The organism is Lawsonibacter sp. OA9 (assembly GCF_022440585.1).
Map to the genome: position 1 here is coordinate 1583497 of NZ_JAKNTI010000022.1, position 17922 is coordinate 1601418.

At 57.4% G+C, this 17922-nt stretch carries 15 protein-coding genes; 2 read left to right on the forward strand and 13 right to left on the reverse strand.

The genetic code is table 11. The annotated features are described in order from the left end of the window. Positions 1–30: 30 nt before the first annotated feature. Positions 31–234 carry a DUF1858 domain-containing protein gene (locus MCG44_RS08850; protein WP_147572230.1) on the reverse strand — a complete coding sequence of 68 codons (204 nt, stop codon included), beginning with the start codon at positions 232–234 and terminating at the stop codon, positions 31–33. A gap of 300 nt (positions 235–534) precedes the next feature. On the opposite strand from MCG44_RS08850, the gene MCG44_RS08855 reads away from it, so the two are divergent. Next, complete coding sequence (locus tag MCG44_RS08855; RefSeq protein WP_147572229.1) at positions 535–1278, forward strand: ThiF family adenylyltransferase; 744 nt, start codon at positions 535–537, stop codon at positions 1276–1278. Positions 1279–1332: 54 nt separating this feature from the next. Here MCG44_RS08855 and MCG44_RS08860 read toward each other — a convergent pair whose 3' ends face one another. The 7 genes from MCG44_RS08860 to MCG44_RS08890 all read right to left on the reverse strand — a co-directional run bounded on the left by MCG44_RS08860 (position 1333) and on the right by MCG44_RS08890 (position 9203). Further along, positions 1333–1755 carry a DUF3830 family protein gene (locus MCG44_RS08860; RefSeq protein ID WP_147572228.1) on the reverse strand — a complete coding sequence of 141 codons (423 nt, stop codon included), beginning with the start codon at positions 1753–1755 and terminating at the stop codon, positions 1333–1335. Between the two features lie 66 nt (positions 1756–1821). Next, entirely contained in the window at positions 1822–3042 is a 1221-nt protein-coding gene (tyrS, locus tag MCG44_RS08865) for a tyrosine--tRNA ligase (protein WP_147572227.1), read from the reverse strand. A gap of 42 nt (positions 3043–3084) precedes the next feature. Further along, positions 3085–3951, reverse strand: a complete 867-nt coding sequence (locus tag MCG44_RS08870; protein WP_186852504.1) for a DMT family transporter — start codon at positions 3949–3951, stop codon at positions 3085–3087. A 306-nt stretch (positions 3952–4257) separates the two neighbouring features. Beyond that, the gene (locus MCG44_RS08875; RefSeq protein ID WP_240287785.1) at positions 4258–5598 is read right to left on the reverse strand and encodes a hypothetical protein; all 1341 of its coding nucleotides are present in this window, start codon (positions 5596–5598) and stop codon (positions 4258–4260) included. Then, a complete protein-coding gene (locus MCG44_RS08880; protein ID WP_186852502.1) occupies positions 5591–6871 on the reverse strand; it encodes a DUF58 domain-containing protein in 1281 nt (426 codons plus the stop codon). Before MCG44_RS08880 ends, MCG44_RS08875 begins: the two co-directional genes overlap by 8 nt. After that, positions 6861–7820: an AAA family ATPase gene (locus MCG44_RS08885; RefSeq protein WP_240287787.1), complete on the reverse strand. Its 960-nt coding sequence runs from the start codon at positions 7818–7820 to the stop codon at positions 6861–6863. Before MCG44_RS08885 ends, MCG44_RS08880 begins: the two co-directional genes overlap by 11 nt. Before the next feature lie 210 nt (positions 7821–8030). Beyond that, complete coding sequence (locus MCG44_RS08890; RefSeq protein WP_147572222.1) at positions 8031–9203, reverse strand: NADP-dependent malic enzyme; 1173 nt, start codon at positions 9201–9203, stop codon at positions 8031–8033. A gap of 243 nt (positions 9204–9446) precedes the next feature. On the opposite strand from MCG44_RS08890, the gene MCG44_RS08895 reads away from it, so the two are divergent. Continuing rightward, positions 9447–10874: a sodium-dependent transporter gene (locus MCG44_RS08895; protein ID WP_207721923.1), complete on the forward strand. Its 1428-nt coding sequence runs from the start codon at positions 9447–9449 to the stop codon at positions 10872–10874. 54 nt (positions 10875–10928) lie between these two features. Here the strand turns inward: MCG44_RS08895 and MCG44_RS08900 are convergent, their stop codons facing one another. From MCG44_RS08900 to MCG44_RS08920, 5 genes are read right to left on the reverse strand one after another with little or no spacing between them, the layout of a single operon-like run. Then, positions 10929–12956 (reverse strand): complex I subunit 5 family protein, encoded by a 2028-nt coding sequence (locus tag MCG44_RS08900; RefSeq protein ID WP_240287789.1) that lies wholly within the window; start codon positions 12954–12956, stop codon positions 10929–10931. 50 nt (positions 12957–13006) lie between these two features. Further along, positions 13007–14470: a complex I subunit 5 family protein gene (locus tag MCG44_RS08905; RefSeq protein ID WP_240287790.1), complete on the reverse strand. Its 1464-nt coding sequence runs from the start codon at positions 14468–14470 to the stop codon at positions 13007–13009. A 36-nt stretch (positions 14471–14506) separates the two neighbouring features. After that, positions 14507–15985: a complex I subunit 5 family protein gene (locus MCG44_RS08910; protein WP_240287792.1), complete on the reverse strand. Its 1479-nt coding sequence runs from the start codon at positions 15983–15985 to the stop codon at positions 14507–14509. Between the two features lie 31 nt (positions 15986–16016). Next, positions 16017–17507: a complex I subunit 5 family protein gene (locus tag MCG44_RS08915; RefSeq protein WP_240287794.1), complete on the reverse strand. Its 1491-nt coding sequence runs from the start codon at positions 17505–17507 to the stop codon at positions 16017–16019. A 37-nt stretch (positions 17508–17544) separates the two neighbouring features. Continuing rightward, positions 17545–17919, reverse strand: a complete 375-nt coding sequence (locus MCG44_RS08920) for a sodium:proton antiporter (protein WP_147572217.1) — start codon at positions 17917–17919, stop codon at positions 17545–17547. Between the last annotated feature and the right edge of the window lie 3 nt (positions 17920–17922).

The window sequence follows — 17922 nt, forward strand, 5'->3', positions numbered from 1 at the left end:
CGGAATCGCTCCGCCCCCGCTTTTCAAACTTTACTCACCGGCGGCGATCATCTCGTTGACCTTCGCCAGCAGAGCATCACAGTCCACCCCGTGGACCATGCAGGCCTGCTCCACGGTCTCTCCACGGGAGGAGGGGCAGCCCAGACAGTGCATTCCAATGCCCAGGAACAGGGGAGCGGTCTGGGGGGCGATGGTCAAAATATCACCGATGATGGTGTCTTTTGTAATGGTCATAGCAGGATTCCTCCATTTTCTGAGATAGGAGTATTATACCCCATCTTCTCCCCTTTTTCAATGGAAAATCGGAAAAAAGTCCTTTCCTTTGATGGTATGGCAGATACCCCTTCCTTGCCTGTCTATCCTATCTTTCCATACTGTTCGAGAATTCTGTTTAGCGCCGCTGTTTTCTCGCCAATCCTATTTTGTAAAATTACCAGTGTCTTCTCCCTTTCCATGACCCAATGGATATGGTAAAATAAAAATAAAATATCCGCGCCTCTCCATATGGAGGAGCGCGGGGCAAGGAGCGACACCATGTCCGATCCATTTATCCGTACCCGCCTACTCATCGGCGAGGAACCGCTCGACCGGCTGGCCGCCGCCCGGGTCGCCGTCTTTGGCGTGGGCGGCGTGGGCGGTTTCTGTGTAGAGGCGCTTGCACGGGCAGGCGTTGGAGCTTTACACCTATATGATGACGATACCGTGTCGGAGAGCAATCTCAACCGGCAGATCGCCGCCCTTCGGTCCACCATTGGTCAGCCAAAGGTGGAGGTCATGGCCCGGCGGGTACTGGACATCAACCCCGGCTGCCAGGTCAAGGCCGTCCCTATGTTCTATCTGCCTCAGAACGCCCATCAGGTAGACCTGTCCCAGTACGACTATGTGGCCGACTGTATCGATACTGTGGCCGCCAAGCTGGAACTGATTGCACGGTGTACGGCGCTAGGCATCCCCATCATCAGCGCCATGGGTTCGGGAAATAAACTGGACCCCACCGCCTTTGAAGTGACGGATATCTCCAAAACCCAGGGCTGTCCCCTGGCCCGCGTCATGCGTAAAGAGCTCCGTCGGCGGGGTATCCTCCATCTGAAGGTGGTCTACTCCAGAGAGGAGCCCCTCTCCCCCGCCCAGCTTATCGAGGCAGAGGCTCCCGCCGGTGAGGGTACCCGCCCCGGCTCCTCCGCTCGACGGGCCACCCCCGGCTCCATCTCCTTTGTTCCCGCCGCCGCTGGGCTGGTATTGGCCGGGGCGGTTATACGGGATCTTGGCGGCTTCTAAGCATAAAAACGGCGTGGGAAATATCCCCACGCCGCTTTTCGTTTCTGCTGTCAATCAGTCCTCGGCCAGCTCGATACGGATGTTCTGCGCTCCCTCGTACAGGGTCTTCCTCCCCAGTTCATAAAGCTGGTCCAGCCCTTCGGTAATCGTTAGAACATGGTTCCCCGCCAACTGTCCCACCTTGCTGGCAAAGGACACGCCGCCATAGGCCAGGATCATCTCCATCTCGCTGATGCCCCCTGGATAGATGAGCAATTCCCCCTTGCTGGGGTAGCTGGTGTGGTTCTCAAAGTCCAGCCCCTCCCACCGGGTGTCGCCCATGGGAATCCACATCCCCTCTCCACTCCAGCGGACATGGATCAGCCTGTCCTCGATGGGAAGCATCTTCTTAAAAATGGCACAGGTCCTGGGGGCCTTTTCTTCTTCCAACCGCGCGAAAAATTGATAGTCACCGCAGGTCAACATTACCTTGGTCATATCCGCCGCTCCTTTTCTGGCCTTTTCCCAAAAACGTCTGTCGAGCCCCTGTCCGGCCGTGCAACTTTACAGAGACACCTTGTGGAACACTTTTTTCCCCTTGCGGACCATTAGGCCGTCGGAGAGCTGCTGGGCGGTATAAGCCGTATTGACATCCGCCACCTTTTCGTCATTGACAGTGACGCCGCCCTGCTCCACTAGGCGGCGGGCCTCCTTCTTGGAGGGGGCCAGCTTACACCTGACCATCAGGTCTAAGATCCCGATAGAACCGTCGGTCAAGTCAGCCTCGGTTAGTGCGGTGGAGGGCACATTACTCATATCTCCCCCGCCTACGAACAGGGCCTTGGCGGCCTCCTGGGCCTTTTGGGCCTCCTCCTCTCCGTGGACCAGCTTGGTCAGCTCGAAGGCGAGGATCTCCTTGGCGGTATTCAGCTGGCTTCCCTCCCACTTGTCCATCTCATCGATCTGCTCTATGGGCAGGAAGGTGAGCATACGAAGGCACTTGAGCACATCCCCGTCGCCCACGTTGCGCCAGTACTGGTAGAACTCGTACGGGCTGGTCTTGTTGGGGTCCAGCCACACGGCGCCCTTGGCGGTCTTGCCCATCTTCTTGCCCTCAGAATTGAGCAGCAGAGTGATGGTCATGGCGTGGGCGTCCTTCCCCAGCTTGCGGCGGATCAACTCGGTGCCGCCCAGCATGTTGGACCACTGGTCGTCGCCGCCGAACTGCATATTACAGCCATAGTTCTGGAACAGGTAATAGAAGTCATAGGACTGCATAATCATGTAGTTAAATTCCAGGAAGCTCAGTCCCTTCTCCATCCGCTGCTCGTAGCACTTGGCCCGAAGCATATTGTTGACGGAGAAGCAGGCACCCACATCCCGCAGCAGGTCGATATAATTCAGCTTCAGCAGCCAGTCGGCGTTGTTCACCATCTGGGCTTTGCCCTCGCCGAACTCGATGAACCGCTCCATCTGCTTCTTGAAGCAGTCGCAGTTGTGCTGGATGGTCTCAGGGGTCATCATGTTCCGCATATCCGTGCGTCCGGAGGGATCCCCGATATATCCGGTACCGCCGCCGATGAGGGCAATCGGCCGGTTCCCTGCCATTTGGAGGCGCTTCATCAGGCACAGGGCCATGAAGTGGCCCACATGGAGGGAGTCCGCGGTGGGGTCAAAGCCGATATAAAAGACAGCCTTCCCCTCGTCGATCATTTTGGAGATCTCCTCCTCATTGGTCACCTGGGCGATGAGGCCTCTGGCCTTCAGTTCTTCATAACAGGTCATATCTATACTTCCTTTCCTTTCTTTTCTCCATGGCTGTTATCTTCATTTTGTTGGGATATTGGAATGCTGTGCTTTCGCGCCCAGCTTGAGCTTGAGTACATTATAGGCCACCACCCCGCCGATGACGATGGCCGCTCCCACCATGGCATAGGCTCCGATGGCCTCTTTATAAAAAATCGCCACCAAAATAGGGTTGAGCACCGGCTCGATGCCGGAGATCAGGCTGGCCGTCACCGGCGGGGTGGTCTTCAGGCCAATGCACAGGAGCACATAGGCGACCCCTACCTGGAAGGCCCCCAGAATGACCAGGCTGAAAACCGCTGTGGCAGTAAATTCCGTTTCATGCGCCAAAAAGGGAAGCCCTGTCACGGCGGACAGCACATCTCCCCAGAATACGGAGGAGATGGCGTCGCTGTCCGGCATATCGTTCATCAGAAACACTCCGGCGTAGCTCACGCCGGACAGCAGGGCCAGAACATTGCCCAGCCCTCCCCCCATCTCCAGGCTGTCCAGAAAGAAAAAGAGGATGCCACCCAGCACCACCGCACAGGCTGCCAGGTCCAGCTTTTGGGGCTTTTTCCGAAAAAAAAGGGCGGAGAACAAGATGACGAAAATGGGCACTGTGAATTGAAGCACAATGGCGTTGGCGGCGGTTGTCAGCTTGTTGGCCAGAGAAAACAGGGCGTTGGTCCCAAACACGGACAGGGCCCCCAGTGCCACCCATCGGTTCAGGCGCAGAGGGTGCTTGGTCCACAGCAGATAGGCCCCGATGACTACCAGGGCGATTGCGGTCCGTCCGCCATTGATAGACATTCCGTTCCAGGGGATGACCTTGATGCAAAGCCCGCCAATGCTGTAAAGGGCGGCTGAGATGGCTACGAACAGTGTTCCCCTTTGGCTGGCTGTCATGCGTAGGCTCCTCTCTGCTCTGATATGAGGAAAGCCCTCTGTCCAAATTGGACAGAGGGCATGAAAATGCGGTACCACCTCTGGTATGCTTTCACCTCGCGGCGGAAGCCTCTCGGAGTACATGACTCCAGCGCTGTAACGGGCGCTCTCCGGCCTGTCCCCTACTAGGCCGTTCTCGGCGGTTCAGGCGGCTGCTCCGAGGGGTATTCACAAAAGCTTCCTCTCCCCCGTTGCACCGATCCGGGGGCTCTCTGGGCAGGAATTGCCTCTGCTACTCTTCCTCATCTCCGCAGTGTGCCAAATGTATCACAGTTTTGTCCCTTTGTCAACACCGGGTTTTCTCAGCCTTCGGACAGAAGACCAGCTATCCCGCAGGAACTGTCCCCGTACAGCCCGCCCGATCCGGCGGCGGATCAGCCCAGCCTGGGCCACAGTGTCGCTCCGGCCGGCAGGGCTGTAAAGGGCTGTCTCTACCGCAGGAATCAGTCCATCCAGGGCCGCGGCCAACTCCAGGTCCTCCCCTGCGCTTCGGCGCAGACGGAGCAAGAATTCCCGTGGCGTTTCCCCAGTCCGCTTACGCCAGGGGCTGAGTCGGCAGCGGCGGACCAGGCCGTAAAACATCCCCACAGGGGTGTCCCGGTGACGTGTCAGGAACAGATGCAGACGAATCCGGGTTCTCCAGCTCTCTAGCAGCCGCTTCAGCCCACTCCACAGGGAGATACGGCGGCGCTGAGGCGCCTTTGCAGCCTTCGGCACCTTCCTCCCACCAATTTTCAGCCGTCCCATCAGCCTTAACAGCCACGCCAGGAAAAGGAGGAGCGCCACCGCCGCCAGCACCAGAAGGATGATGGTCAACACAGGGTTGGCTTCCGCCTGAACAAGCTCCTCCTCCGGCAACTGGATCTGTGCATAGGGCTCCTCCAAATCCCCGGCGGCCATCTCCGGCAGCAGAGAAGACAAAAACAGAAGCAGCCGCCACAGCAGAGCCAATACTCCCTTTGCCATGGTAACCAGCCCATTCCACAGCATCACGATCCCCTCTCCGGCCGGGGCTGCCGCCACTCCTACCAGCAAAACCATCAGTCCAAAAATGCCCACAAAGGCAATCCCCAAGAGAGCCCAGCCCTTGATTGTGATTGGGCCATACATCCGCCTGGCCGCTACGCCCAAGCAGGCGGCGGCAAAGCCGGCCGCTCCAGGCAGTACCCATAGGATACCGCTCCCCATGATCGAGGTGTAACCCATCAGGAGGACCAGCATTACGGCGCTTGTATCCAGACTCAGTATCATTTCGTGGAGTGTAGGTGCGTGGAGACTTCGGTATCCCCCCTTCATGGTTATCCAGAGACAGAATCCCGCGGCAAATACCAGCAGCAGCATCTCCTTCTGCTCTCCCAGCAGAAGAATAGACAGGAAAAAAAGGGCTCCCACCGCTGTATTCAGCAACACCAGTCTCCTCATAGTCTGTGGCCTGCTCAAAAACAGCTTGTTCAACAGATAAACAGCAGGAGAGTAGACCAGCATCGACAGCGGATAGTATCCATTGGGTGTTCTGGTGGACAGGGTCATCAAATAGAAAAAGGTGCACAGGTTGGCCGCCAGAGTGAACTGGAGCACCAGCGATGAGAAGGTCCGCCGCTCATCCATGGACAGGTCCCTCCCTCAGGCTGGACAGACAAACCAGCTCAAATTCTCCAAACGGCTCCGGCTCCCGGTAGGTCAGCACCGAGGTACATTCCTCTCCCAGCCGGCGCAGCAGTCCCCGGTCCCCCAGGCATGCCGTATCATAGGCGATGTAATAGAAGCGGCCCACCTTCTGGGCGCTCTCGTAGATGGGGCCCTGGTCAAAGACCGGCTGCTGGAGGATAAACTCCCCCCCGTCCTCTTTGCGCACCCGCGCACAGGGCTCGTAGGCGGCCAGGGCGCAGAGCAGCTCCTCCACATGGCTGACAGCAAACAGATTGACCGCCCTGCCGCTGAGACCCCGGCAGAGGCTCAGGCCGCATTGAACCTGGTAGTCAGCCAGCAGGACGAATTCAGAGGCCAGGATACTCAAAGTTTCCTCCAACTCTTCCCAATGGGGGACGTTCCCTCCAAAGCTCTCCCCGTCCAGGAGGAAGTGGACATTTTTGGGCAAAATATCCTCATACACATTGACGGACAAAGGCAGCCCCCGTGCGGCCAGACGCCAGTTGATATGCTTCAGGGAGTCGGTGGTCATGTAGTTCCGGGTGGAGCGGATCACCGTCAGGTCCTCCACGACGCCCCTGGTCCCGGTATCCGCGTTCCACAAGTTGCGCAGGAACAGGTCCGGGACCACCCGGACCAGCCTTGGGTAGACAAAAAACTGCCGTGCGTCCTCTTTGGGAATGAGGCACTCTACCTGACTTAGTCCAAAACCGTCCCCCGTCCTCAGTCGCCACCCTTGTGTGGAATAGACGCCCCGGCGCTCCGCCGTCCACCTGGAGGAGAAGCGCAGCCGCTCATACCAGAGAAACATGGTCAGCCGCTTCTCTCCCACCAGTTGGGTGGAAGCCCCCTCTTCCTCCAGGGCGGTCATCTCCCAATCGTCGGGCTTGCGGCTGTTCTCCGGCTTTAGGCAGAGGTTTCTGGACAGAGGAAAAAATACCTCCAGCCATACCACAGGCAGAAACTTGTTGTTGCATACCTCGATATCAAAGGTCGTCTCTTCCCCAGGGAACAAGCCGCCGCTCCGATTGGTCACCTGGATGGACACCTTTCGTGCGGAGGCGAAAGCCCATATCCGGGAAACTGCCGCAAGAAGGAACAGGAACATGAGGACACTGGCCAGGGCACTCTGTCCAAAAAAGGCGGCCAGCACACACAGCAGAGCCGATGTCGCTATAACCGGGATAGACACCAGAAGGCTAGAGCGGCTGAATACCAGCTTATTTTTCATGGGCGACTGCTTCCAGCTCTGGCGCTCCCTGGAGCCGTTCCAGCACATCGTCCAAGATGGCGGACACAGATACGCCGGAGAATCGGGCCCCGCTGTCCAGGATCAGGCGGTGCTCCAGCACTGGGGCGGCCAGTGTCTTTACGTCGTCCGGCGTCACGAAATCCCGGCCCTCCATGGCGGCCCAGACCTTTGCCGCCCGGTAGAGCCCCCGGGTGGCCCTGGGGCTTGCCCCCATCTTCAGTTGGGGATGGCTTCGGGTGGCGGCGGCCAGCGCCACGATGTAATCGGCCACCGCGTCGGACAGGTGTACCTGGCTGATCTGCCGCTGGGCCTCCACCAGCTCCTGGGCATTGGTGACCGGCCGCACCTGGTCAAAGGGAATCTCGTCCCCCAAATTACGGAGCATCCGCCGTTCCTCCTTCGGAGTTGGGTAACCCATGCTGATGCGGATAAGGAAGCGGTCCATCTGGGCCGCAGGGAGCCGGAAGGTACTCTCCGACTCCACCGGGTTCTGAGTAGCCAGCACCAGGAAAGGGGCGGGCAGAGGGAACTGCTCGCCGTCGATGGAGATCTGCCGCTCCTCCATGGCTTCCAGCAGGGCGGACTGAGTGCGGGGAATGGCACGGTTGATCTCGTCTGCCAGCAGGAGATTGGTCATTACCGGCCCCTGGCGCAGCTCAAAATCCCCGGTTTTTTGATTGTATATCCGCATACCGATGATATCGCTGGGCAGCAGATCCGGGACAAACTGGATTCGTCCAGACTGACAGCCCAAGGCGATGGAGATGGTCTTAACCAGGGTGGTCTTTCCCACGCCGGGCAGATCATCCAGCAGGATATGTCCATTGGCCAGAATCGACATCACGATCAGTCTGATCCGGTCCGATTTTCCTACGATGATCTTTCCTGTTTCTTCCTGGATGTTCTGTGACAGCTTGCGGATATCCATAGCTCTGCTCCTTTTATATCAATACGCCTCTTCGGGGTGCTCCGGGCACCTGCCTCGCGCAGCAGGTCAATAGTATGTATTATAATGGTATTATTATATCGACTGCCTCCCGCAAAATCAAGGCCCAGCGGCCCCTCCGTCCATTCACCTTTGGATATGGAAAAGGAGAGCGGCCCGCCATTTTCAGCGGACTGCTCTCCCTATTCTGGTTCAGATGCGGGCTACCCCGGTGCGGCGGGCCGCCTCCGCTACCGCCTCTGCCACCGCCGGCACCACTCTGGGGTCAAAGGGTTTCGGGATGATATAGTCCTCCGAGAGCTCTTCCTCGGAAATCAAGCCGGCCAGGGCCTGGGCCGCAGCCATCTTCATCTCCTCATTGATATCTCTGGCCCGCACGTCAAAGGCACCCCGGAACACACCGGGGAAGGCCAGTACATTGTTGATCTGGTTTGGAAAATCGCTTCGTCCGGTAGACACCACACGGGCGCCTCCCAACCGTGCGTCATCCGGGAATATCTCCGGTGTAGGGTTGGCACAGGCAAAGACGATGGCGTCCCGCTCCATCGTCCGAACCATGTCCGGAGTTACAAGGCCGGGGGCAGATACGCCGATAAACACATCAGCGCCCACCAGCAGGTCCGCCAAATTCCCCCGTCGTCCCTCCAGATTGGTCACCTTGGCAATCTCCTGCTGGGCCCAGTTCAGCTGAGGGCAGCCCTGGTAGATGGCCCCGAATTTGTCGCACAGCGTGATATCCCGGTAGCCGGCCAGAAGGAGCAGCCTCGTAATGGAGATGGCCGCCGAGCCGGCGCCGGAAAAGACGACGCGCACCTCCTCCTTGTTCTTCCCCACTACCTTCAGGGCGTTGGTCAGTCCGGCCAAGGCGATGATGGCGGTGCCGTGCTGGTCGTCGTGAAAGACCGGGATATCACACTTCTCCTTCAGCTTCCGTTCGATCTCAAAGCATCGGGGCGCGGCAATGTCTTCCAGATTGATGCCCCCAAAGGAGCCGGAGATGTTATACACCGTCTGGACAAATTCATCTACGTCCTGAGTCTTGACACATAGGGGAAAGGCGTCTATCCCGCCAAAGGTCTTGAACAGGACACATTTGCCCTCCATGACGGGCATTCCGGCCTCCGGACCAATATCTCCCAACCCCAGAACCGCCGAACCATCGGTGATGACGGCGCACAGGTTGTGACGCCTGGTCAATTCATAGCTCCTGTCAATATTGTCACGGATGGCTAGGCACGGTTGAGCCACACCGGGCGTATAGGCCAGGGACAGAGACTCCTGGTCATTAGCGGGTACAGTAGCCACTACCTCTATTTTTCCCCCCCACTGCTGGTGGAGGCGGAGGCTCTCCTTCGCGTAGTCCATAGTGTTCTCTCTCCTTCTCTCATGCGGCTGGAATGTGGACAGCCGTCTCTGTTTTTATTATATATCAGCTATCAAAAAAGGCAACAGGGAACAGTCGATTTTTCCGTCTCCTTCTAACGCTTCCCATCCCTATAAAAATGCAATTCTACATTGACACGTCTTTCATATTCTGTTACAATGTTTTTTAACATTCTATTTCAGGATGTGTTGTAAGGGATATTTATAGAGAATGGGAGGATCATTATGGAACATCACAGAGGACAATGGGGCAGTAACATCGGGTTTTTGATGGCTACGGTAGGCGCTGCTGTCGGACTGGGCAACATCTGGGGGTTTCCCTATAAGATGGGTGCCAGCGGCGGCTTTCCCTTCCTGATCATCTACATCGCCCTTGCTGTCCTGGTAGGCTTTCCCATCATGCTAACCGAGCTGGCAATCGGCCGGAAGAGCGGCAAAAGCGTCCTGGTAAGTTATCAAAATGTAGCTGGAGGCATGGGCACCTTCTTGGGGTTCCTAGCCATCATCTCTCCCCTGCTGATCCTAAGCTTCTACACCGTTCTAGGCGCCTATTGTATCCAATATGTGTGCCTCAACTTTGCCGAGTTGATTGGGGTATTTTCCCTGTCCAGCATCTCCGGCGCACAGTCTTTTACCGATATGCTCAGTAACCAGCCCTTGGCCATCGGTTCTACTGTGTTCTTCATCGCTATCTGTTACCTCATCATCCGCGGCGGCATCAAAGATGGTATTGAAAAGTTCAACAAAATCGGTATGCCTGCCTTGGCGATTATGCTGCTCATCGTCATCATTCGGGCTGTAACACTTCCCGGAGCTTTCGAGGGATTGAAGTTCATGTTTTCCCCCAACTGGGAGCCCTTCTCCTCTGTTCAGGGCTTCCTGAAGGTACTTTCCACCGCTGGCGGCCAGATGTTCTTCTCCTTATCCCTAGCTATGGGTATCACCGTCACTTACGGTTCTTACCTGAGCAAAAAGGAGAGCCTTGTAAAAAACTCCCTTATTATTATCATCTCTGATACCTGTGTGGCCATTATGGCTGGTCTTGCGGTTCTCCCCGCCGCTTTCGCTCTGGGCGGTGAGGGTGCTGAACTGAGCGGTCCCAAACTGCTGTTCATCACCATGCAGGACGTCTTTAACTCTATGGGCGCCTTTGGCCCCATCTTTGGTATTCTCTTCTTCCTGTTTGTCACCCTGGCGGCTATCACCTCCGCCATCGCCCTAGTCGAGGTGCTGGTCACCTTCGTCATTGACCATCAGGTAGCCAAGGGTAGGTCGCCCAAGCGCAGCAGAATCGTAGCGATCGCCTGTCTCATCGTGCTAGCGGAGGCTGTTCTGGTAGCCGCCGATGGGCTTGGCTCCAATGGACTCTGGATTCCCTTCCAGGATACTGGTATGACCCTGGGCGGCACCTGGCTCGACTTCATGGACTTTATTTCTGAGGGCGTGGCCATGCCTCTGGGGGCCTTGGTCATGTCTATCTTGGTGGGCTGGGTCATTGGCCCCAAGGTCATCCGCAACGAGGTCAGTTTAGAAGGAAATACCATGGGGGACGGTCTGTATTCCTTCTTCAGCATCTGTATCCGCTTTGTGGCCCCTGTGGCTATGGCCTTCATCCTGTATGGCCAGGTCACCACCTTTATTTCTCCCGCATGATTTCAGTCAAATAAAGATAGCGTCCTGTATCCAGATTGGGTACAGGACGCTTTTTTATCTGTGCAAGAAAATGAATAGAATCGAGAACACCAGGCCAAGTCCGGTCAGGATCAGGCCAAAGGCCAGCGAACGCATGACTCCATTCCCCCGCTGGGGCTGGTCGTCGTACAGGCCGAAGCTAGAGTCATCCACTACCTGTTCCAGGCTGGGCCGTGGTGTATATTCCTGCCCCGTAAGGGCGCTCACCAGCCGGCTTCGTCGGTCGATCAGCCATCGGCTCCATCTTAGGAACAAGGCAGGCAGTCCCCGGAACAAAAGCCGGAAGCCCACCCGGTCCACAAAGGCAGCCGCCAGCAGCAGTACCTGGGTGGAAAATTTCAGGAGCGGTCGGTACAGCCCGTACTCCAGATTGAGCCATCCTGGAATAGGGTCTCGGTAGTACCTTCTCCCGCTCTCTCCTTTGGGCATCAGCAGGGTACGCACCACCAGGAGGTAGACCACCAGGCCGATGGTCAGTGAGATCGCCGCCCCCTTCAGATTGACCACAGAGAAGTAATCTACCGCGTGAGACGGCACCGCTCCCTGGAAAAAGGAGCGGCCAAAGGCAGCGATCCTATCCATAAAACGGCCGGGAAGGAGGCCCAGGAGGAGCATCACCCCCACATATGTCAGCAGAACAGCCGCGGAGGCCGGAGCGATATAGCCGCCATGGCGGCGCCATTTTTTATCCAGTACCTCCTGGGGCAGCCGGTTTCTCTCCACAAAGATGCAGAGAAACAGCTTCAGCATATAGGCCAAGGTCAGCCCACCCGCAAAAAGAAACAGCCACTCCAGCGCCGTATAGGCCCAGGCCCGCTCTCCTGACAGATGGATATATTCCACGATGCTCTCGTGGAGCAGTGTTTTGCTCACATAGCCGTTGAGCAGGGGCAGCCCCGCCAGACTGAGCATGGGGATCCCCATGATAAGGGCCAACATGGGCTTATTTCGGCCAAAGCCCCGTATATCGTTCAGGTCAAAGGAATGGGTAGACAGATGGATGACGCCTGCAGCCGGGAAGAGCGCCAGCTTGATTAGCGAATGGTTGACGATATGGAGGACCGTCCCGTCCACCGCCAGGGCGTTATGGCTGCCCAGCAGACACTGCATCGCCAGCCCCACCAAAATAAAACCGATCTGGGAAACTGAGGAGCAGGCCAGTGTCCTTTTGAGGTCCACGGAGCAGAGGGCCAGCACAGCCCCCAAAACCATGGTGACGGCCCCGATGGCTGCCAGCATGGCGCCCCAGCTTCCGTCATGGAGAAACAGGGTTGTGGACAGCACAGCTACCCCGTAAATCCCTGTCTTTGTGATAACACCGGACAGGACCGCCGAGGCGGGGGCAGGTGCAGCCGGATGGGCGGTGGGCAGCCAGATGTGAAGTGGAAACGCCCCCGCCTTGGCGCCAAAGCCCACCAGGGTCAGCAGGCCGCCCACCCAGAGCAGGGTACGGTCAGAAGCCTGTGCCGCCGCCTGTGCCAGCTGGTCAATTTGAAGGGTACCCAGTTGGAAGTGCAGGAGAAATAACCCTGACAAGGTAACCAGACCGCCGATGACAGCTACCGCTAAATAGGTGCCTCCGGCTCGCAGGGCCTCCTCCTCCTCTGTCTGGACCACCGACACATAAGAGGTAAAGGACATGACCTCAAAAAATAGGAAGGTAGTGTACAAGTCAGCAGATAAAAATACGCCCATGGCAGCCCCTAATGTGACCAGCCAAAACAGATAGTAGCGGTTCCGCCTTTTGATGTGGGCAAAATACTCGTCAGACAGGATGGTCGCCGCCAACCACCCCGTAGCAGTCAGCATGGCCATAAGCGAGTGGAACCCACCGGAAGCAAAGGAGATGCCGAGCCCACAAAAGCCGTCCAACCGGACTGCGGTGTCCTCTCCCATGGCCATTGACAGCACCAGCAGAAGCTCCAGCGCGGCGGCAGACTGGACAAAGATATCCCTCGCCTTTTTCCAGACTCGACCGACCAGATAGCTGACCGGCCCGCACACAATAGGCATTGCGACCAGCAGCAGCAGAATCCGTCCCACAGGTTCCTCTCCCCCTCTCCAAAATAATGCATGCCCCTATCTATGCTCGGTCATAAGAACAGCAGCCGGCTGATGCCCAGATATACCTCCTGGGCCATCAGCCCAAGAATGACCGAGGCAAGAGCCAGTACGACCAAGGGAATGGTCATCCTCACGCCAGGGTCCCGCCGGGCCTGCCTTGGAATACGCACCGAGATAGCTCGGTGCTGTCTGGGGAAAAAGGCCAGCATGACGATCTGCATCAGGTACAGGGCGGTCAGGATCGCCGAGGCGATAAGGGCGGCGCCACCCAAATATCCCAGCGGGGTACCCAGAGCCACACTGGAAGTCGCCAGCAGCCATTTGCTTGTAAAGCCGGCCAGTGGAGGCACTCCCATCAGCCCCATCGCTGTGACGGTAAAAGTGCTGAAAACCACCGGCATCAGCGGGCCACACCCTTCAATATCTGGGACGAAGTCCCGGTGCATCTTATAGTGGACCGCACCCACCCCAAAAAAGAGCGTGATCTTTAGAACCGCATGAAACACCATATGGGTCATGCCGGCTACCAAGCCAGCCGTAGACAGGGTCATCACGCCCAGCAGCACATAGGACAGGTTGCTGATGGTGGACCAGGCCAACCTCCGCTTCAAATGTTTGGTCTGGAGCGCCTTGGACGAGCCGAAGACGATGGTAAAGAGAATCGCCGCCAGCACCAGGTCCTGCGCCCATGTACCCCGCAGGATATCCGGGCCAAAGCCATACCAGGTCAGCCGGACTACCGCGAACACCCCCGCCTTGACCACAGCTACCGCATGGAGGAGGGCGGTCACCGGTGTGGGGGCCACCGAGGCCCGCAGGAGCCATTTGTGCCCTGGAAATACCGCCGCCTTCACCCCAAAGCCAAAAAAGCCCAGCACATAGGCCACCAGCAGGGTGTCTAGGCTGGTCCCCTCTGAGATTAGAGTGCCTCCCAGGCGGAACATCCCGCTGCCGTATTGGAGGAGAAAGACCATGGCGATAAAGCCCAGGGCGGCACCGCTCATGGAATACACCAGATAGACTCGTCCGGCGTACCGCGCCTTGCCGTCCATACCGTGCATGACCAGGGGAAGGGTAACCAGGGTAAGCAGCTCATAAAAGAAATACATGGTCAGGATATTTGCCGAGAAGGCGACGCCCAACGTCACTCCAAAGGCAGCCAGATAGAAGGAAAAAAAACGGTCCTCTCCCCCCTCCCTACTCATATATTCCAGGGCATACAGGCAAGCCAGCGGCCACAGCAGAGACACCATTGTGCCAAAGACACAGCCCAGTCCGTCCACCTGGAACGCAACAGACAGCCGCTCCCCCAGATGGACCAGGACCACGGCCTCTGCCCCCTTCATCTCCGAGATGGCAGTCAGGGACAGGACGGCGGTCATGCAGGATACGAACAACACATAGTGCTGCCGTCCCCGCCGGCCCCTTGGCTTCCAAATGGGCAGCATCCCGCCGCTCAGGATAGGAAACAACACTGCTAGCATGATCCACATAAGGAAACACCCCCTTTCCTCACAAGGTCTGAAGGCTCAACCAAAAAGCGGAGCCAGGATATCCTCCACCGCGGGAGAGAGAAGGCCGGGATACATCCCTAAAATCACCACAGACGCGGTGAGGAAGCAGAGGGTGATCCACATGAGCCAGGTATCCTGCTGTTTGACGATCTGGCTCCGGTCAAAGCCCTTGCCGGGGAAAAAGGCCGAGGTAATGATGGGAAGCAGATAGCAGGCGGTAAGCAGAGCGGAGAGCATCAGAACCCCGATGCCCACATAGGACACCGGCCCCAGCCCGGCCTCCAGCGCCCCACGGGCCAGCATCCACTTGGCCACGAAACCCCCTGTGGGCGGAATCCCGATCAGGGACAGAGAGGCCAGCGCAAAGCACCACATAGTGATGCCATACACCGTGCCCACACCGCGCATCTGAGAAACCTGGGTCAGGTGTGTTTTATAGATGATGGCGCCTGTGGCCATGAACAGGGCATTCTTTCCAATGGCGTGGAACACCACCTGGAAGAGCGCGCCTTCCAATGCGGCAGGGGTCAGCAACATCAGGCCGAAAATCACATAGGACACTTGGCTGACCGTTGAGTAGGCCAGCCTTTTTTTCAGTGTGTCCTCCCGCAGGGCCAGGGTGGAGCCCATGAGCACCGTGACCAGAGCCAGGATCAGCACCGTTCTCTGCACCCAAGTTCCGCTGAGAAAATCCCATCCATATAGATAGTAAACCACCCGGATTATGGCAAAGACGCCCATCTTAGTAATAAGGCCAGACAGGACCGCGGAGGCGGGGGCAGGTGCTACCGGGTGGGCGATGGGCAGCCATGCGTGGAGCGGGAACATTCCCGCCTTACAGCCAAACCCCACTGCCATGACCAGGAACACGCACAGAAGCCACTGGCGGTCCCCAGAGGCCAAAGAGCTGTTCAACACGCCGCCTGGTGTAAACAGGTCTGTGGTACAGTAGCCCTGGAGCATGAAGAGTCCCAGCAGTCCAAGCCCTGCCCCGGCCACAGAAAAGGCCAGGTAGCGATAGGCGGCCTCAAATGCCTTCTTGGTGCCGATGTGCAGGACCAGAGGGACGGAACACAACGTCATCAGCTCATAAAACAGGTAGAGCGTGACTAAGTTGCCCGCAAAGCAAATGCCCATCAGAGCGCCCAGCGTCATGAGGTAAAATCCAAAAAACCGCTCCCGGTGGCCCTCATGATTCATATACTCATAGGCGAAAAAGGCCACTGCGAACCAGATGATACAGATCAAGGCGGCAAAAAAACGCCCCAGAGCGTCCCCCTGCAGGACGATGCGGAGCCCTGGGGCTAAATGCAGCATGGTATAGGGTGGTGTATCATAAATGGCCGCAGGCAAGACCAGAAGGATCTGAAGGATCAGGATGGTGGAAACGACGGTACGTCGCGCCCCAAGGGTATGGATGCGGGCCGCCATCAGGCCGCCGAATATGGGAAACAGCACAGGCAGCACCAGCCAGTTTCCATACAGCATTTCCATCCTGTCACCTTCTTTCTCTTCAAATGGTCAATCAAAACAGCGCGAGTCCTGTATGAATCAGAGCAAGGATCGGTCCTACCCCCACGCCCAGCACCAGGTTGAACGCCACGAAGCAGAGGGTAGCCCAGCGGTGGGCCGATGCCTCTTTTGCGGGCAGGAAAGCACCTCTCTCCCCGTCCCTCCTGCCCCAGATGACCAAAATAGCGGGGATATAATACATGGCGTTGAGGACGGAGCTGACAGCCAGGCTGAACAGAGTCGGCATCGTCTGCCACTCTCCCGCCAGTGCCGCCACAGCCAGACTATATTTGGATGAGAAGCCGGCCAGCAGCGGTAGGCCGCACAGAGACAGGCCGCCCACGGTAAACCCGATGCCGGCCACTGGAGCCCGCCAGGCCATACCCCGCAGGTCACTCCAGTAATGTCCTCCCTCCCCGGCCCGTATCAGGGCCCCGGCACCCACAAATATCATGGGCTTTGTAAAGGCGTGGGTCAGCAGTTGGAAGCAGGCCGCGGCGGTCCCCGCCCGGCTGCCCAGCCCCAGGGCAAGAAAGATATAGGATATCTGGGCCGAGGAGGAGTAGGCGATCATTCTCTTTACCTCCTCCTGCCGCAAAGCAGCCACCGAAGCGAACAGCATACCAGCTACGCCCAAAAGGAAAAGCAGGTCATGGAGGTACATTTCGATCAGTACACTGCTGCCAAACACTCGCAGGATCAGCTTTATAATCAATACAATGTAACCCTTCAGCACCAGTCCAGACAAAATGGCGCTGGAGGCGGTCGTCGCGCTGGCGTGCGCGTCGGGCAGCCAGGCGTGAAAGGGAAACTGAGCACTTTTAATCGCCAGCCCCAGAGTCATCAGCAGTGCCGAAGCTGTCAGTGGAATCGCATATCTGCCGGTTTGGGCCAACTGTGCTACCGCCCGCCCCAAGTCCTCCATCAGCAGATGTCCGGTGACGCTATACAGCATGGAAATGCCCAGCAGGATCAAGCCGGAACCCAGGCAGCTGAACACCAGATACCGGATGGCCGCCACCACAGAGCGGCCGCTCTCCTTCGCTACCACAGCGATACAGGCGGTGACCGCTGCGATCTCCACAAAGACATAGGCGGTGAAGAGGTCATTGGTATAAACCATGGCCAGCAGAGCCGCATAGAGAAGTTGCATCAACAGGCAATACTGCCCCTGGCGCTCCTCCCGAATGTCCCGGCGGATGTCCTCTGCGCCACCAGTAAGAGAGAGAAACATCACCAAGCTGAAGGCCAGGGCCAGCAATGCCTCCAGAGGACCAGCCCGCAGTTCGTTTCCCCAAGGGGCCGGAAAATGTCCCATCATAAAGGTGAAGCTGTCCCCACTCCACAGGTGGGCCAGCAGAGCCGCCGACAGGGCTGCCACCACGGCCTGGACCACCCGGATCATCCGAAGTGCCTGCTCTCCATTTTTCAGGAACGGAACTGACACCGCACTGAGCAGGGCTAGAAAAATGCTGAAGAAAGGAACGTTATATGTAAAGGGCAAAAGCTTCACCTCCATTCTGTCTCTGATTTATATCTCCCTAATTATGATGTTCTTCTTTGGAACGCATCAGAATGACATCCAGATTCAGGCTGTGATACCTCTTGTACAGCCGACAGGTCAGGGCCAGAAACAGTGCCGTCGTACTCACCGCCACCACGATACCAGTCAGCACCAACCCTCCCGGTACCGGATTGATCCGTACAGCCCGCTCCATCCCCTCCTCCAAAATGGGGGCGCTTCCTCCCTCCACATAGCCCATGGCCGCCAAGAAAAGGAATACTGAGGTATCCATAAGATTGAGTCCGATAATCTTTTTGATTAAATTGGGATGGAGAAATAGCGTGGTGATCCCTATGGCAAATAAGAGGATCGCCGCTATGTAAAACCGCTGCTGTAAAATCAATTCCGCCAAGGC

Coding starts and splice junctions, on each gene's coding strand:
- MCG44_RS08880 (WP_186852502.1), bottom strand. CDS start 6,871: ATGAAAAATAAGCTGGTATTCAGCCGCTCTAGCCTTCTGGTGTCTATC.
- MCG44_RS08905 (WP_240287790.1), bottom strand. CDS start 14,470: ATGTGGATCATGCTAGCAGTGTTGTTTCCTATCCTGAGCGGCGGGATG.
- MCG44_RS08890 (WP_147572222.1), bottom strand. CDS start 9,203: ATGGACTACGCGAAGGAGAGCCTCCGCCTCCACCAGCAGTGGGGGGGA.
- MCG44_RS08875 (WP_240287785.1), bottom strand. CDS start 5,598: ATGGATGAGCGGCGGACCTTCTCATCGCTGGTGCTCCAGTTCACTCTG.
- tyrS (WP_147572227.1), bottom strand. CDS start 3,042: ATGACCTGTTATGAAGAACTGAAGGCCAGAGGCCTCATCGCCCAGGTG.
- MCG44_RS08885 (WP_240287787.1), bottom strand. CDS start 7,820: ATGGATATCCGCAAGCTGTCACAGAACATCCAGGAAGAAACAGGAAAG.
- MCG44_RS08870 (WP_186852504.1), bottom strand. CDS start 3,951: ATGACAGCCAGCCAAAGGGGAACACTGTTCGTAGCCATCTCAGCCGCC.
- MCG44_RS08850 (WP_147572230.1), bottom strand. CDS start 234: ATGACCATTACAAAAGACACCATCATCGGTGATATTTTGACCATCGCC.
- MCG44_RS08910 (WP_240287792.1), bottom strand. CDS start 15,985: ATGGAAATGCTGTATGGAAACTGGCTGGTGCTGCCTGTGCTGTTTCCC.
- MCG44_RS08895 (WP_207721923.1), top strand. CDS start 9,447: ATGGAACATCACAGAGGACAATGGGGCAGTAACATCGGGTTTTTGATG.
- MCG44_RS08855 (WP_147572229.1), top strand. CDS start 535: ATGTCCGATCCATTTATCCGTACCCGCCTACTCATCGGCGAGGAACCG.
- MCG44_RS08860 (WP_147572228.1), bottom strand. CDS start 1,755: ATGACCAAGGTAATGTTGACCTGCGGTGACTATCAATTTTTCGCGCGG.